This window comes from Providencia hangzhouensis, from assembly GCF_029193595.2.
In the GTDB taxonomy this organism is placed as follows: Bacteria; Pseudomonadota; Gammaproteobacteria; order Enterobacterales; family Enterobacteriaceae; genus Providencia; species Providencia hangzhouensis.
The window spans coordinates 2,795,917-2,812,630 of sequence record NZ_CP135052.1 but is presented as its reverse complement, the minus strand read 5'-3'; the positions used below and the strand labels follow the sequence as shown (position 1 = coordinate 2,812,630).

The following is a 16,714-nucleotide window of genomic DNA, read 5'->3' as shown; positions in this document are numbered from 1 at the left end:
AAGCTCCCAAAGTAAAAGCGCCTAAAGTAAAACTAACGTTCCCCATTTTCATACTCACTGATTCGAGCCACTTTCGGCGCTGACCGTCCCCCTTCATAATGGGAAGCCAGCCATGTGTCGACAATGGTTTTAGCCAGTTCAGGGCCAATCACACGGGCACCAAAGGTAATAATTTGTGCATCATTACTTTTTTGTGCTCGTTCAGCGGAGTATGTGTCATGGCACAGTGCTGCTCGAATGCCTGTGACTTTATTGGCAACAATGGACATACCAATTCCGGTACCACAAATTAAAATACCGCGCTGGTGCTTACCTTGTACGATTGCAGTTGCAACAGCGTGGGCAACATCAGGATACATTTCATCTGCAACCCCAGTATTTAAGCAGTAATCAGTCACTTCAATGTTTAATTCTGCTAAGTGAGCCTTAATCAAATCTTTCATTTCAAATGCAGCATCATCTGCACCAATAGCAATAGATAGCATGATAGAGATCCTTATTGTTGAACAAAAGTTCATTAATCAATCAAATGTACTATTTAGAAAATAGGATCTTATGAACAAATAATCAATAGGTGAACATATGTTTTTATTTTTGTGATGATGAATTCTGTGATCTACAGCTTCAAATTTAATTTTTTTTGCCAAAAATGTAAAAAATAGGCGTTTTAAGGCGATTTTATAAGAATTTTTGCACTGAATCACACTTTGACAATCTGACTATGGGCAAGGATGAAGAAAAGAAGGTATGGTTAATTTGTATCTTCATTGAACTTATGTTCATTTTACAAACCGCCGAGGATAGAACTATGTGTGAACACTGTGATTCAAAAGCAACGATGAGCGAAAGCATTCCAGAAAAAATGAAAGCCGTGGTTGCTTATGCACCAAAAGACTACCGTTTAGAAACTGTCGATGTCCCTAAAATTAGTGAAGAAGAAATTTTGGTTCGCGTAGAAGCTTGTGGTATCTGCGCGGGAGATGTGAAGGCTTTTGAAGGTGCGCCAAGCTTTTGGGGGGATGCAGAGCAGCCCGCTTATATCAAGGCACCGATGATCCCAGGGCATGAATTTATTGGCCATGTCGTAGGCTTTGGTTCAAAAGTTGAAGGTTTTGCATTAGGTGACCGTGTTATTTCTGAGCAAATCGTACCTTGCTGGGAATGCCGTTTCTGTAAACGCGGTGAATACTGGATGTGTGAGAAGCATGACTTGTATGGTTTCCAAAACAACGTGAACGGCGGTATGGCGCAATATATGAAGTTCACCAAAGAGGCCATTAACTACCATGTACCTGTTGAGATGCCAATTGAAGACGCTATTTTAATTGAACCTTACGCCTGTTCTTTACATGCGGTGCAGCGTGCCAATGTCAAATTGGGTGATGTTGTCGTGCTTTCGGGGGCGGGAACATTAGGCCTAGGCATGATTGGAGCAATTAAAAAATCCGGAGCAGGTAAGTTAGTCGTTCTAGATTTATTTGATAAACGTCTTGAATTAGCAAAAGAATTTGGTGCTGATATCGTATTAAACCCTAAACGTGATGATGTAGACAAAATTGTCAAAGAGATGACTGAAGGTTATGGCTGTGACATTTACATTGAAGCGACTGGGGCCCCTAAATCGGTAGAGCAAGGCCTTAAGATGATCCGTAAATTAGGTACCTTTGTTGAGTTTTCTGTATTTAAAGACCCTGTGACCGTGGATTGGAGCATTATCAGTGACCGCAAAGAACTGGATTTATTAGGTTCTCACCTTGGCCCATATTGCTACCCGTTAGTGATTGAAGGCATTGGTAATGGTGATTTCCCAACTAAAGGGGTGGTGACGGATATCTTACCTTTAGATAAATTTGCGGAAGGTTTTTCGATGATGGCGAAAGGTGACCCGCACATTAAAGTGGTTCTCGACCCAAACCTGTAGTGCTGTAGTGGGTTGAAAAAAATACGAAATTAAAAATATAACGATAAAAATTGGACCTGAATAAATGTCACCCTACCAAGGCTTGTTATTCAGGTCCTAACCCAGCGAACAAGCACTGAGGTCAACAATATGATAATCAATAAACTGTCTAAAGTAACGGGGTTTTCACCAAAGTTACTACTTGGCTATTTTGGCGTCCTGATCTTTATGATGGGGGAAGGGCTTGAACAAGGCTGGTTGTCGCCTTTTATTATTAGCCGTGGAATGAGTATTGAAGAGTCTTCATTACTGTTTAGTGTGTATGGTTTTTTTGCTGCTGTCGCCGCGTGGTTATCCGGTGTGTTGGCTGAAATTTATACTGCTCGTCGTGTGATGATTTTTGGTTTTGTGATGTTTGTGATTGGCTCGGTTATTTTCTTATCTGTTGGTTTACCGAGTAACAGCCTGTCTATCATGATCCCAACCTATGCGTTGCGTGGTTTTGGTTATCCAATGTTTGCCTACGGCTTCTTAGTTTGGGTGGCCTATGAGGCGCCAATTAAAAAATTGGGCTCTGCTGTCGGGATCTTCTGGTTTGTTTATAGTGGCGGACTCGGTGTTTTAGGGGTGATGTATTCGAGTTATGCGCTGCCAATTTTAGGTGAAATGGCAACGTTATGGAGTGGACTAATTTTTGTCACTATCGGGGCATTTATTGCTATCGCGCTTAACCGCAACAAAGCGGGAGATACACCGGACTCACCGAAAGAAAAAGTTTCACTTAGCTATGTGTTTAAAGGGATCACGATTGCGTTTGAAAACCCAAAAATTGGTTTAGGTGGCATTGTTCGTACTATTAATACCTCTGCAGCGTATGGTTTTGTGATCTTCATGCCAATGTTTCTTGCCGACTTTGGTTTTTCCCGCACAGAATGGTTACATATCTACGCAGCACTTTGGACAGTAAACATCGCTTTTAATCTGATCTTTGGCGTTGTCAGTGACCGTATCGGTTGGCGCAATATTGTGATTTGGTTTGGTTGTGTCGGCTGTATGGTTTGTACCTTAATGTTTTATTACGTGCCTTATTATTTTGGGCACAATTATACCCTGATGATGATAGCCGCTGGCTTATTTGGTGCATGCCTCGCTGGATACGTACCACTTTCAGCCATCATGCCGAGTTTAGCGCCTGAAAATAAAGGTGCAGCAATGTCAGTCCTTAATTTAGGGGCAGGGTTAAGCACTTTTGTCGGTCCTGCATTAGTTGGGCTCTTTATTAGTAGTGTAGGTGCTTTTGGCGTGATTTGGATTTTCTCGGGGCTCTATTTATTTAGTGCGATATTGATGAAATTTATTACTGTGCCGGCGGAATTACTTGAAAAGTCGGCAGAGATGCAGCTAACACCAGAAAATAAGTAAATGAGGGAATTATGAACAGAATCATTAATGAACCTGATCTTGTTGTTGAAGATGCCATTCAAGGCTATTTGAAAGCGCACCCTGAATATTTTACGCAGACTGATAATGCGCGCGTATTAAAATACCCAAAAGCACCAATACAAGGGAAAGTGGGCATTGTTACTGGTGGTGGCTCCGGCCATGAACCTGCATTTTTAGGCTATGTGGGCGAAAACATGTTAGATGCGGTGGCAATTGGTGAAATTTTCTCCTCGCCAACCGCTGGGGCATTTTTAGATGCGTTCAAAGCCGCAGACAGTGGGGCGGGCGTTGCTTGTTTATATGGTAATTATGCAGGCGATAACATGAACGTCAAAATGGCGATGAAAAAAGCTGAAAAAGCGGGTATGAAAGTTAAAACCGTGGTTGCTACCGATGACGTCGCTTCAGCCCCTGCGAGCGAGAAAGAAAAGCGCCGTGGTGTCGCGGGTGAAATACTCATGTGGAAAGTGGGTTCTGCCGCAGCAAGTAAAGGCTATGATTTAGACGGCGTGATTAATGCGGCACAAAAAGCGATTAATAACTGCCATTCTATTGGTGTTGGGCTAACGTCTTGTACCATTCCAGCGGTGGGTCATCCAAATTTTCATATTGAAGATGGGATGATGGAGCTCGGTATTGGCCACCATGGTGAGCCAGGCATTGAAATCATGCCAATCCAGTCTGCAGCGCAAATGGCACAAACTATGTTAACGCCAATCTTAGATGATATGCAGGCAAAACAAGGTGATGAAGTCGTCGTATTGGTTTCAGGATTAGGTGCCACACCCGTAATGGAATTGTATATCTATTATGCAGAGGTTGAAAAACAACTCAGCGAAAAAGGCGTGCGTATTGCTCGTAACTATGTTGGTAACTATTTTACGTCATTAGAAATGATGGGGGTAACGCTGACATTAATGAAAGTGGATGATGAATTGAAAGCATTGATGGATGTCCCTGCATATTCATTGGGTCTAACACAGGTCAAATAAGGAGACAACTATGCAAGTTATTTCAACGGGCAACGGCAAGGAAATTACCCTTGATTTAGTGAACATTATTGTTTCTAACCGTGAATACCTCAGCGAAATTGATGGAGCAATAGGGGATGGAGACCATGGCATCAATATGGCAAAAGGTTTTAATCTATGCGCTAAAGCAATCGCAGACCGTGAATTATCACTCAGTGAAGGCTTTGAAGAGATTTCTGATGCCTTGATGGACGGTATTGGCGGTTCAATGGGGCCACTTTATGGCAGTTTCTTTATGGGAATGTCAGACAGCATTTCAGGGAAAAATGAGTTATCGCAGCAAGATTTTCTTGCTATGTTGAAAAATGGGCTATCTGAACTGCAAGACATCAGCAGTGCAACAGTGGGTGACAAGTGCCTAATGGATACATTGATCCCTGCGGTTAATGCCTTTGAAGAGGCAACAAAAGCAGGGAAAAACTTTAAACAAGCGCTTGATGCGATGCAGGCCGCTGCAGTTGCAGGCCGTGATTCCACGGTAGATTTAGTGGCTAAAATTGGCCGTGCAAGCCGCCTTGGTGAGCGTTCAAGGGGCGTGTTAGATGCAGGCGCGACTTCTTGTTGTTTATTATTATGCCAATTAGCGCAAAGTGTTGAAAAACAGAGCGCATTAACCAATGCATAATTGTTTTATATAACTCTTTTCGTGGATATATAGTCAAAAACCATTGCTATATATCCACTCTCTTTTATAACTCACTTATTAATTGCCACTAGAAACGCTATACTAAAACCTTATCATCCTTGTTGCGATTAACACCAATAAAGAGGAAACCACTATCTTATGGATAGATCACAAACATCTTCCGAAATCGAGCTACTGACTGAAATTGCGATAGCTTATTATCGCGATGAAATTACTCAGGAAGAGATCGCCAATAAGTTTGGTATATCGCGAATTAAGGTGGGGCGCTTACTTAAGCGAGCAAAAGAAGAAGGTATTGTTGAGATCAATGTTCGCTATCATCCTATTTTTAGCACTCAGCTAGAGCAACAGCTACTTTCTCGTTTTCCGATTTCCCGTGCGTTGATTGCCCTCGATCATCCCGATGAAGAAGAACAACGCTACCAAGTTGGTACACTCGTCGCTAATTATTTATCGACAACATTACGTGACAATATGATAGTCACCGTCGGTCAGGGGCGAAATGTCGCGGTGGTAGCCGATAGCGGCGGGGCCGTTCCTGAAAAAGATTGCCGTTTTATTTGTGGAATCGGCGGAACACACCGGCCTGGCGACTCTATCAATGCGGACCATATCAGCCGTCGCTTAGCGAAGAAATTTGGCGGAACCAGTGAAACCCTATACGCCCCTGCTTATGTTGAAAATAACGAATTAAAGCAATCTTTTATGAAAAATGGGACCATTAAGGAAACCTTAGATCGCGCCCGTAAAGCGGATATTGCCTTAATTGGTATTGGCGATATGAATGAAGATAGCTATATGGTCAAACTAGGCTGGTTTACACCGCGTGAAATTGTTGATGCGAGTTTGAATCAAGGGGTGATTGGCGATATCGCGGGTTATGATTTTTTTAATGCGCAAGGGCAACATGTTGATACGGTGATGAATGACCGAGTAATTGGCCTAAGCATAGAAGAACTCAAGAAAATTCCTTGCGTAATAGCGATTGCTTCCGAATCCTCCAAGGCCATGGCTATCATGGGGGCGCTGCGTACGGGGGCGATTGATATTATTGCAACGAGTGCGAGTAATGTGCGGACGATTTTGAAGATGTCCCAATAGCTCGTCATACTTCAAGCTGTAGCGTTGTTGACGACACTAACTTATTCGTTTTCTGCTTAGTTATGACCCCTAACTATTTAGGGTATCTATTATAAAATAGGTTTGCATCAACTAATTAGTTGCCTTATTATTTTTATGTAAACCTTTGGGAGATGGCATTCCTCCTTATATAAAACCGCCCGTAGAGGGCTGATGATGCCTACGTTAACCTTTTCATTTGATGGGGTACGTAGGTATTATGTGCCCTAATTTAGGGCATAAATGATCTATACTCGTCATACTTCAAGTTACATGGGTGTTGACTGCACTGCGCTAGCCGAATCACATACTTGTGTATGCTCATCGGACTATCTTCGTTTGTCGCCTACATGTAACTCGAATTATTTAGAGTATAACTGGGAGACTTTCCTTTCATTTATCCCGCCAGACATTAAAGGAAGTTTCTATGTATGCCTCATTATTTGCAATTGCGATGGGTTCAGTGCTTGGCGGATGGCTAAGATGGTTTGTTAGCCTAAGACTCAATCACCTTTACCCAAATATTCCTCTAGGTACCGTTGCGGTCAATTTGGTTGGCGGCTTTGTCATTGGTTTTGCCATTTCGTACTTTGCCAATGCAAATATTAGCCCTGCCTATAAATTATTCATTGTGACTGGCTTCTGCGGCGCATTTACCACCTTTTCGACCTTTTCACTCGAAGTGTTGGTGCTAATCCAAGAAGGTAAATTGGGTTTCGCTATTAGCACCATTGCTATCCACGTAATTGGTGCCTTAATATTTACCTTGCTTGGTATGTTATGCCATCATTGGCTGACACAGGGATAATTTATTTATTCGCTAATAAATGATGCGCAGTGGCTTCATCGGTCACTAAACCTGTTACCCAACCGCCATTCATAACGGCTTGAATGGCTTTTGTTTTGTGCACACCACCCGCAAATGCGATCACAGGCTTATTTGGGGAAGGGAACAGTGGGACACTGGTGTGTGTGTCATCCAAAGCCGTAGAAAGTCGCTCACCGTTAGCTTGAATAAAATGCCCCAATAGCTCTGCGGCGACACCTTTTTCTAACAACATTTCCAATTGTTCATCCGTGACGAAACCTTCAGAATTGAGTGGGCATCCTTTGCCGACTTCGCCAATACCAATAAAGGTAATATCTGCATTCAGGGCTTTTTCCGTGACTTCCTTATACACGCGATGTTGGCACCACATTGCTTTATCTTCTGGGCTATCAGCATAAAGAGGTGCAGGTAGAATATAGTGTCGGCATTGTAATTTTTCTGCAAAGCGTAATGGAATATCATAGCGTGTTGCTGAGCTATCACGGGCAATAGCGCCTATTAATGAAACACATTGGTGCTGAGAGGTTTCTAGGTAAGGAAGAGCGTCAATAATACTGCGTAATGTTCTGCCTGAACCGATACCAATAACTTGAGGTTTATCGGGTTCGATTAATTGCTCCATGAGCTCAGCACCTGCCACTGAAATCATGTCGAGTGTCGCTTCTGTATCTAGTTGCCCTGACGGGACGACAAAGCAATGTGTTAGGTGATACTTTTGCTGGATTTCATTAGCGAGTCTTAAACACTCCGTAATCGGGTGCGTGATTTGCACCTGAACCATACCTTGTTCTTTTGCTAATGAAATAAGGCGTTGGGCGACTTGTCTTGATAGCCCAAGTTCATGCGCAATTTCCTGTTGTGTTTTGCCTGCCACAAAATATAGCCATGCCGCACGTGCAGCTTGTTCCATTTTTTTTAATTCTTTCTGCATGAACATTCTCCTGCTGGTTTCGCTTATTGTAATTCTGGGCAATTGTTTATTAAAAGGGCAAAAGTCAATACTGTGAGCATTATCGCAGTAATTGTGATCAGATTGAAACTAAAATATAACAAACGGGCATATGCCCAAAAAAATAGCAATTATTTAATTTTAGGGTAAGGAGTCACAATGCTAAAGCAGAAATCAGTGTGGATGCACATCGGTGCTGGGTCATTTCATCGTGCTCACCAAGCGTGGTATTTGCACCGCTTGTGTCAACAAGGGGATGATAGTTGGTCAATTGCCTTAGGGAATATTCGCAATGATGCGAATGCATTGCTTGATAACTTAACCAAGCAAAATGGGGAATATACCCTTGAAACAGTTTCACCTGAAGGTGAGCGTCATTATGAAAAAATTACTTCAGTGCGCAAAGTATTGCATTGGGATGAGAATTTAAGCCAGTTAGTGGAACAAGGTTGTGATAAAGCAACACGTGTTATTGCTTTTACAGTCACAGAAGCGGGCTATTATTTAACCCCACAGCATGAGTTAGATGCAGAACAGCCAGACATTAAAGCGGATTTAACGGGCAAAATGAGCACGATATATGGTGCATTAACACAAATTTTACGTGCACGTTTAGCGGCTCATGGTGAACCTGTGACCTTGTTAAATTGTGATAATTTGCGCCACAATGGCGAACGCTTTAGACACGGCTTTTTATCGTTTTTACAATTAAAAGGTGAAACTGAGCTGTACCAATGGGTGAAAGAAAATACGCGTTCGCCGAATACCATGGTTGATAGGATCACGCCTCGCCCAACCCCAGATGTGGCTGAACGTGTAAAACAGCATACTGGTTGGGATGATAAAGCACCTGTTATGGGAGAGGCATTCATTCAGTGGGTGATTGAAGATGACTTTATTAATGGACGTCCTGCATTAGAAAATGTCGATGTAGAAATGGTTGAGTCCGTTTTACCTTGGGAAGAAGCGAAGATTCGTATTCTGAATGCAAGCCACAGTTGCATTGCTTGGGCAGGCACCTTAATCGGTTTGAGCTTTATTGATGAAAGCACCCGCCAATCTGCTATCAAACAAATGGCATGGAATTATGTGACACAAGATGTGATCCCGTCATTATCGCCGAGTCCTCTCGATTTAGAACAATACCGTGATGTGGTACTCGCACGCTTTAGTAATCCTTATATTCAGGATACTAACCAACGTGTAGCCGCAGATGGCTTATCAAAAATACCTGGTTTTATTACGCCAACACTCCAAGAATGCTATCAGCGTCAGCAGACTCCGGCTGCGACGGCTGTGCTGCCCGCTTTATTTTTCGTATTTTTACAGCGCTGGGCTCGTGGTGAATTACCTTATGAATATCAGGATGGTGTGTTGGATGTGGCACTATATCAAAAAATGATGAATAGCAGTGACGCATTGTCGCAATTTGTCTCAAGTGAAATGTTGTTCGGCTCACTCGCTCATTCTACTGAATTCCACGAATTGATGAGTAACACGGTTGAAAAAGTTGAAAATTGGCTCAAGTCACCTCAACAACCTCTGTAAGGAGAAAGGCGATGTACCTCGGAATTGACCTAGGCACTTCAGAACTTAAGGCCGTATTAATTAATGCTCAGGGCGAAATTGTTGCCTCAAGTCACATGGCATTAACAGTACAAAGGCCACATTCTCAGTGGGCAGAACAATCACCAGATAGTTGGTGGGAAGCCACTAACGCGGTTGCGGCTACCTTGCGCCAAAAAGCCCCAGAAGCATGGGCAGCGGTGAAAGCGATTGGTTTATCGGGCCAAATGCACGGCGCAGTATTATTAAACAGCGAACACCAAGTACTTCGTGACTGTATCTTATGGAATGACACCCGCAGTGCGAAGGAATGTGAATGGTTAATGGCAAATCACCCTGAGTTTCTAACGATTGGTGCTAATTTAGTGATGCCAGGTTTCACGGCGCCCAAGTTATTGTGGGTCGCACGCCATGAACCAGAAATATTCAAAAAAGTTGCTAAGGTATTGCTTCCTAAAGATTATTTACGTTGGAAAATGACTGGTCAATTTACCAGTGATATGTCTGATGCGTCGGGCACATTATGGCTAGATGTGGCTAAGCGTGATTGGTCTGATGAACTATTGGCTGCAACTAATTTAACTCGTGAACAAATGCCTTCTTTAGTTGAAGGCGCTGAAAAAAGCGGTGTGTTACGGGCGGATTTAGCTTCCCAATGGGGGCTTAGCGCCGATGTAATTATCGCTGGTGGAGGCGGTGATAATGCGGCTTCTGCTGTTGGTGTTGGTGCGGTTAATGACGGTGATGCTCTAATTTCTTTGGGCACCTCTGGCGTCATTTTTGTGGTTAATAATCAGCTACAAGCAGCACCACACCAAGGCGTCCATGCATTTGCTCATGCATTGCCAAATCGTTGGCACCAAATGAGTGTGATGTTAAGTGCTGCCAACTGTTTGCGTTGGCTTTGCCAGCTTCTTTCCACAACGGAAAACCAGCTAATGGATGAAGTGGGGCTATTGACCGATGACGAGAAGAAGCAAGCGCCAGTATTTTTGCCTTACCTATCAGGGGAAAGAACACCCCATAATGACCCTTACGCAATGGGCTCATTCTTTGCGTTAAAAAATGAAACAACGCGTGCTCAGCTTGGTTATGCGGTGATTGAAGGCGTGACCTTCGCTCTGGCGGATGGCATGCAGGTTTTAACGCAAACGGGAACGCAAATTAGCCGGTGTAGCTTAACAGGGGGAGGAGCACGTAGTCCTGTTTGGGCGCAGCTTATTGCTGATGTTATCGATATACCGATTGTGACTCACCCGGCGAGTTCGTCGGGGGCTTTAGGTGCGGCTCGTTTGGCATGGCTGGCGGACGGCGGTAATACAGAAACCGTGTGCCAAAAACCAGAAGTGCTGAGTACCTATTTACCACAAAAACAGTGCCAAACTTGGTTAAATCAACGGCTTGATGTTTTCCGTTTATTATACCAACAGCAAAAACAAGCAAGGGAATTATTGCCGCAGTAGGCGAGTGTGGCGGTGTTTCCCTACATATCACCGCCACGGTTATCTCTTCGCGATTGATTAAAATAACAAAATTAAAATGAGGAAACTGCAATGGAACAGAAGCAGTATTGGCTTGGTCTACCTAAGCATTTGTTCTGGGGTTTTATTGCCATCGCTATCTTTATGAGTGGTGATGGCTTTGAAATGGCTTTTTTATCAAAACATATTACTGATTTAGGGTTTACACCGGCGCAATCCGCGATGGTATTTACTGTCTATGGTTTAATGGCAGCCGTTGCGGCGTGGGCATCTGGTGTTGTGGCTGAAATTATCACCCCCCTAAAAGCCATGATGATCGGGTTTATTCTCTGGATTGTCATGCATGCCTTATTTATGGCGTTTGGTCTCGGTATGAAAAGCTATACCTTGATGCTGTTATTCTATGGTATTCGTGGGCTGGCTTATCCATTGTTTATTTATTCATTTATGATGATGCTGGTGCAAGTCATCCCTCGAGCGCATCTTGCTGCGGCTACGGGTTGGTTCTGGGCGATGTACTCGGTAGGCATTGGTGTTATCGGCAGTTATCTGCCTAGTTTTTCAATCCCAATGATGGGTGAAACAGGAACATTATGGATGGCCATCGGTTGGGTCGCTATTGGTGGCGCAATTGCTTATTTTAGCCTACGTAACATTCCAGTTGATCGCTCCAAAGTTAATTTACCCATGAAAGATAAAATGGCTGAATTGTCGCGGGCTGCCACCATTTTATTTACCAACAAAGACATCTTTATGGCAAGTTTAATCCGCATTATCAACACTATTTCGTTGTTTGGTTTTGCAATCATCATGCCATTACTCTTTGTTGACCGCTTAGGGTTCACCATCTCTGAATGGTTACAGATTTGGGCGGTTTTCTTCTTTGTCACTATTTTTACGAATATTTTTTGGGGAATTGTTGGTGAACATATTGGTTGGATCCGCCAAGTTAGGTGGTTTGGGTGCCTAGGTATGGCAATATCCAGCTTAATGTTTTATTACTTACCGGTTTATTTTGGTCATAATTTTGCCATCGCATTAATACCCGCCATTTTATTAGGTATTTTTGTGGCTGCATTTGTTCCAATGACGGCGGTATTCCCAAGTATTGAGCCACACCATAAAGGTGCTGCGGTCTCAATTTATAACCTTTCAGCGGGGCTGAGTAATTTTGCTGCACCGGCAATAGCTAGTTTAGTATTGCCTTTCTTTGATATTGTGGGTGTTGTTTGGGCATATACAGGTTTGTATATCTTTGCAGGAATACTGACATTCTTTATTAAAGTTCCACAACCCGGCTTTGAAAATAATCGCAAAATAAAACCAGCTAAGGTAGCGGCTGAACAACAAACTAGTCATTAAATTACTTTATCTATTACTCATTAAACCCTGTAGGTAGTGAATTATCTATGGGGTTTTTCTTTGTTTAAATAAACTTTATTGCCAAAACAAACTAAATTGGAGATGAAGGGATATCATCCTTTTCAACAGCAATATAAAGAGAAACGGTTTAAAAATAAAATAAAGTAGAATATTTCCTATAAATAGAAATATTGGTCATATTTATAAGGTGATTTTTCATCTTATTACGATATTTATTGAAAATACAGCCATGGACAATAGAATATAATTTCATAGATTAAAAAATAAACTATAGTTGATTTGTTTATAAATAATAACTTAAATGACATAAAATATTGGCTTATAAACCTGCATTTAGAGAATGTTAATGTGCTTTCCCCCTTTCAATGTTATATCTGACTATTTAGTTCACTGCATACCTTTATTCCAAGCTGTTTAAATCCTGTTTGACTCTCTATACATCTGAATTTTCGGTGTTATGATGAATTTTGTTGCAATTTCGTGTATTTGTAGCGAAATACTCTCTATATTGGTGTTTTGTTGCGCCAAATAAAATTTATAATCTAACCTTAATTAAAATTAATAGTTTTCAATACCAAAAAATAATCTAATAAAAAAAGATAAGTGCGGGGAAAAAGTTATGTCACAGATGTTAGCTCTGTTTCTGATAGTGGGGATATTATATATTGGGGATGCTATAGCCGTTAGAACTAAGGCTTGGATCCCCTCCGTATTTGTATGCGCAGTGCTCTTTCTTTTAGGTTATTGGACTATTTTCCCGAAAGATATTGTGAGTATTGCCGGTATTCCTCAAGTCGTTGCGGTTACCTTAATGTATTTGTTAATTACAAATATGGGAACCTTATTATCGTTAAAAGAATTGTTGCGCCAATGGAAAACTATTCTTATCTCCTTAGCTGGGATTTTAGGCATTATTTTCTTGACCTTTATTGTTGGTATTGCCTTATTTGATTTAAATACTGTATTAGTTGCAGTTCCTCCGTTAGTTGGTGGAATCGTTTCTTCGCTAATTATGTCAAAAGGTGCTGCTGAGGCAGGTTTAGTTGACCTTTCGGTTTTCGCTATTTTAATTTACGTTATGCAGGGGTTTGCAGGTTATCCACTCACTGCCGTGATGTTAAAAAAAGAAGGGCGTCGAGTTCTAGAAAAATATCGCAATGGCCAATGGCAAGAAACATTATCTGTTGATGGCGCAAAAGATGTTGAAGTTAAAGCAGTGGTATCTGAAGATGAAATGCCACGTATGTTCAAGAAAATCCCTAACCACTATAACACCAGCTATTTTAAATTCTTACGCTTAGCTGCGGTAGGGTATTTGGCTTATTTAGCCTCATCTTTTGCAGCCCCTTATGTGAGTATTAGCCCATTTGTGTTGTGTTTATTATTTGGTGTTATTGCCTCTTCGTTAGGTTTCTTAGAAAGGCAACCATTACAAAAAGCCAATGGTTTTGGGTTCGCCATTATGGCCTTAATGTTATTTATCTTCGATACATTAAACCATGCGACTCCTGATATGTTATTGCGTCTAGTTTATCCGATGGTGGTGTTAATTAGTGCAGCGGTTATTGGAATGTACCTTGCATCATGGGTGGTTGGTAAAATATTAGGCGTTACCAAAGAAATGGCATTTGCTGTTGCTCTAACGGCTTTATATGGTTTCCCTGCTGACTACATCATTACTAACGAAGCGATCAACGCATTAACGAAAGATGAAAAAGAACGCCAAGTATTAACTAGCCATATGTTAGGGCCGATGCTAGTTGGTGGCTTTATTTCTGTGACCATGGTTTCTGTTGTATTAGCAGGTATTATGGTGGCTTATATTGTTCCAATTGCAGGGTAAAAAATAATGGAAACAAGTACTTCAAGAATTCAGCGTCATTTAGAACAGTTAGCAGAATACACCGCAACACCGGGGCAGGGCACTACTCGGATGAGCTATAGCGAACAAGATAAACAAGCGCGTGATTACCTAAAACAAGAAATGCGCGCTTTAGGATTACAAGTTCGAGAAGATGCTATTGGTAATATTTATGGGCGCTTAGAAGGCCAGCAACCTGATTTGCCTGTGGTGATTGTGGGTTCTCATTTTGACTCTGTTCCTCATGGCGGGGCATTTGATGGCCCGGCAGGGATTGTTACAGGTTTGGATGTCGTAGCGCGTATTAGTGAACAAAACTTAACTCCGAAATATCCCTTAGAAGTCATTGCCTTGGTTGAAGAGGAAGGGACCAGTTTTGGCCGGGGCTTGATGGCTTCAAGTGTGATAACGGGTTTGATTGGTACAAAAGAATTATACCAACTCAAAGATAGGCAGGGTGTAAGTGCGGCGCAGCGTATGGCAGAGGCAGGGTTTAATGCTGATCATGCATCACAAGCTGTGCTCGACCCTAAAAAGGTCAAAGCATTTTTAGAATTACACATCGAACAAGGCCCGGTGTTAGAACAGGCAAATGAAGATATAGGGATCGTAGAAACTATCGTAGGTATCAGTCAGTTAGAGATTAAACTGACAGGTAAAGCAGGCCATGCAGGTACTACGCCGATGAATATGCGAGCCGATGCATTAGTGTGTGCAAGCCAAATTATTAGTCATATTCCTGAACTAGCAAAGGCGGCAGGGGATAATACGGTTGCGACCGTAGGCCGGTTATCAGTATTACCTAATGGGGCGAATGTCATCCCAAGCGAAGTCACTTTTAGCGTCGATATTCGCTCTAAAAATGACGTTGCGTTACGTAAAGTGATTGAACAAATAATCGAATTAACAGAACAGGTTAGCAATTCGTTAGCGATTTCAAGCGATATTGTTCAGCCGTTATATGTTCAGCCAACGGAGCTCAATAGTGATATTCATCAACTAATGCAACAACATGCCAGCGACCAAAACTTACGTTTTCGTTCAATGGTCAGTGGCGCGGGGCATGACACTATGATTTTTGCAGGCATAACTCAAACGGGACTGATATTTGTGCCAAGTCGTAATGGGTTAAGCCATCACCCAGATGAATGGACGGATTATGCACAAATCGCGCGAGGAGCAGATGTGATGTTTGCTACCGTTAAGTCATTAATAGAATGTTAATTAATAAGTGAGCCAGATTCAGTATCTGGTTGAGCAATAGGGTAAAAGGTAGAAAAATGATTAATAAAACAATTACAGCCGCAATCAAAAAATATACACCTGAAATGATTGCTTTTCGTCGAGATCTACACGCTCACCCTGAGCTACCGTTTGAAGAAGTACGCACCACGCAACGTATTGCTGAAGAATTAGACAAAATCGGAATCGAGTATCGGCTAACCGAGCCTACCGGTGTTATTGCGGAAATTAAAGGCGGTAAGCCTGGTAAAACAGTTGCTCTGCGTGCAGATATAGACGCATTACCCGTTTTGGAGTTGAATGATTCATTAGAATATAAATCGACTATTGAAGGCAAAATGCACGCTTGTGGTCATGATGCACATACGGCAATGTTATTAACGGCAGCCAAAGCATTGTATGAGGTGCGAGAAGAATTAGCCGGCAATGTGCGTTTAATTTTCCAACCTGCAGAAGAGATTGCTCAAGGCGCATTAGCCATAATCAAACAAGGCGCAATCGAAAATGTGGATAACGTTTTTGGTATGCATATTTGGACAACCACACCATCAGGAAAAGTATCTTGTAATGTGGGTGGGTCTTTTGCTTCTGCTGATTTACTGAAAGTCACTTTTAAAGGCCGTGGTGGTCATGGTTCTATGCCAGAAGCAACTATTGATGCAGCAGTTGTTGCTTCTGCATTTGTCATGAATTTACAAGCGATTGTGTCCCGAGAAACCTCATCTTTAGACTCAGCCGTGGTCACGATAGGTAAAATGGATGTCGGGACACGCTTCAATGTTATTGCAGAAAATGCAGTATTGGATGGTACGGTACGTTGTTTTGATATTGAAACTCGTAACCGTATCGAAGCTGCGATCCGTCGTTATGCCGAGCACACTGCGGCTATTTATGGGGCGACTGCGCAGGTTGATTATATCTATGGGACACTACCGGTTATCAATGAGGAGCGCAGTGCGCTACTGGCTCAATCAGTCATTTCACAAGCTTTTGGTGAGCAAGCTCTGATTAACGAAAGACCAACACCGGGTGGTGAAGATTTCAGCTTCTACATTGAAAACATCCCGGGGTGCTTTGCGCTGTTAGGCACAGGAAATGCCGAAAAGGACACTCAATGGGCACATCATCATGGTTGTTTTAATATTGATGAAGACACGATGGCGACAGGTGCTGAACTTCATGCCCAATATGCGTGGAGTTATTTACAGCAACAGGAGTTTTAATTGAGTATGTTAATGCTATTAGGGCTAGTTATTTTACCAAT

14 protein-coding genes and 1 riboswitch are annotated in these 16,714 nt (G+C 42.2%); of the genes, 12 read left to right on the top strand and 2 right to left on the bottom strand.

What is annotated here, in order from left to right; genetic code table 11:
- Nucleotides 1-32 precede the first annotated feature (32 nt).
- Nucleotides 33-485 (bottom strand): ribose 5-phosphate isomerase B, encoded by a 453-nt coding sequence (rpiB, locus tag PZ638_RS12705; protein WP_004263541.1) that lies wholly within the window; start codon nt 483-485, stop codon nt 33-35.
- A 323-nt stretch (nt 486-808) separates the two neighbouring features.
- On the opposite strand from rpiB, the gene PZ638_RS12700 reads away from it, so the two are divergent.
- The 6 genes from PZ638_RS12700 (at nt 809) to crcB (ending at nt 6,947) form a co-directional block, all read left to right on the top strand.
- A complete protein-coding gene (locus PZ638_RS12700; RefSeq protein ID WP_036958649.1) occupies nt 809-1,921 on the top strand; it encodes an MDR/zinc-dependent alcohol dehydrogenase-like family protein in 1,113 nt (370 codons plus the stop codon).
- A 129-nt stretch (nt 1,922-2,050) separates the two neighbouring features.
- Nucleotides 2,051-3,322: an MFS transporter gene (locus tag PZ638_RS12695; RefSeq protein WP_004263544.1), complete on the top strand. Its 1,272-nt coding sequence runs from the start codon at nt 2,051-2,053 to the stop codon at nt 3,320-3,322.
- Nucleotides 3,323-3,333: 11 nt separating this feature from the next.
- Entirely contained in the window at nt 3,334-4,335 is a 1,002-nt protein-coding gene (locus PZ638_RS12690; protein WP_144140099.1) for a dihydroxyacetone kinase subunit DhaK, read from the top strand.
- 10 nt (nt 4,336-4,345) lie between these two features.
- Complete coding sequence (gene dhaL / locus PZ638_RS12685; RefSeq protein WP_144140102.1) at nt 4,346-4,999, top strand: dihydroxyacetone kinase subunit DhaL; 654 nt, start codon at nt 4,346-4,348, stop codon at nt 4,997-4,999.
- A 159-nt stretch (nt 5,000-5,158) separates the two neighbouring features.
- Nucleotides 5,159-6,121 carry a sugar-binding transcriptional regulator gene (locus tag PZ638_RS12680; protein WP_004263559.1) on the top strand — a complete coding sequence of 321 codons (963 nt, stop codon included), beginning with the start codon at nt 5,159-5,161 and terminating at the stop codon, nt 6,119-6,121.
- Nucleotides 6,122-6,260: 139 nt separating this feature from the next.
- Nucleotides 6,261-6,330: riboswitch (Fluoride riboswitch) on the top strand.
- A 236-nt stretch (nt 6,331-6,566) separates the two neighbouring features.
- Complete coding sequence (crcB, locus tag PZ638_RS12675; protein WP_094961244.1) at nt 6,567-6,947, top strand: fluoride efflux transporter CrcB; 381 nt, start codon at nt 6,567-6,569, stop codon at nt 6,945-6,947.
- Nucleotide 6,948: 1 nt separating this feature from the next.
- Here crcB and PZ638_RS12670 read toward each other — a convergent pair whose 3' ends face one another.
- Nucleotides 6,949-7,899, bottom strand: a complete 951-nt coding sequence (locus PZ638_RS12670; RefSeq protein ID WP_094961245.1) for a sugar-binding transcriptional regulator — start codon at nt 7,897-7,899, stop codon at nt 6,949-6,951.
- Between the two features lie 177 nt (nt 7,900-8,076).
- On the opposite strand from PZ638_RS12670, the gene dalD reads away from it, so the two are divergent.
- The 6 genes from dalD to PZ638_RS12640 all read left to right on the top strand — a co-directional run bounded on the left by dalD (nt 8,077) and on the right by PZ638_RS12640 (nt 16,673).
- Complete coding sequence (dalD, locus tag PZ638_RS12665; RefSeq protein ID WP_094961246.1) at nt 8,077-9,465, top strand: D-arabinitol 4-dehydrogenase; 1,389 nt, start codon at nt 8,077-8,079, stop codon at nt 9,463-9,465.
- 11 nt (nt 9,466-9,476) lie between these two features.
- On the top strand, nt 9,477-10,946 hold the full coding sequence (gene xylB, locus PZ638_RS12660; protein WP_144140106.1) for a xylulokinase: 1,470 nt from the start codon (nt 9,477-9,479) through the stop codon (nt 10,944-10,946).
- 90 nt (nt 10,947-11,036) lie between these two features.
- On the top strand, nt 11,037-12,326 hold the full coding sequence (locus PZ638_RS12655; protein ID WP_004263579.1) for an MFS transporter: 1,290 nt from the start codon (nt 11,037-11,039) through the stop codon (nt 12,324-12,326).
- Nucleotides 12,327-12,966: 640 nt separating this feature from the next.
- The gene (locus PZ638_RS12650) at nt 12,967-14,190 is read left to right on the top strand and encodes a hypothetical protein (protein ID WP_004263585.1); all 1,224 of its coding nucleotides are present in this window, start codon (nt 12,967-12,969) and stop codon (nt 14,188-14,190) included.
- A 6-nt stretch (nt 14,191-14,196) separates the two neighbouring features.
- Nucleotides 14,197-15,432, top strand: a complete 1,236-nt coding sequence (locus tag PZ638_RS12645) for a Zn-dependent hydrolase (RefSeq protein WP_144140109.1) — start codon at nt 14,197-14,199, stop codon at nt 15,430-15,432.
- A 56-nt stretch (nt 15,433-15,488) separates the two neighbouring features.
- The gene (locus PZ638_RS12640) at nt 15,489-16,673 is read left to right on the top strand and encodes an amidohydrolase (protein ID WP_094961249.1); all 1,185 of its coding nucleotides are present in this window, start codon (nt 15,489-15,491) and stop codon (nt 16,671-16,673) included.
- The last annotated feature ends 41 nt before the right edge of the window (nt 16,674-16,714 follow it).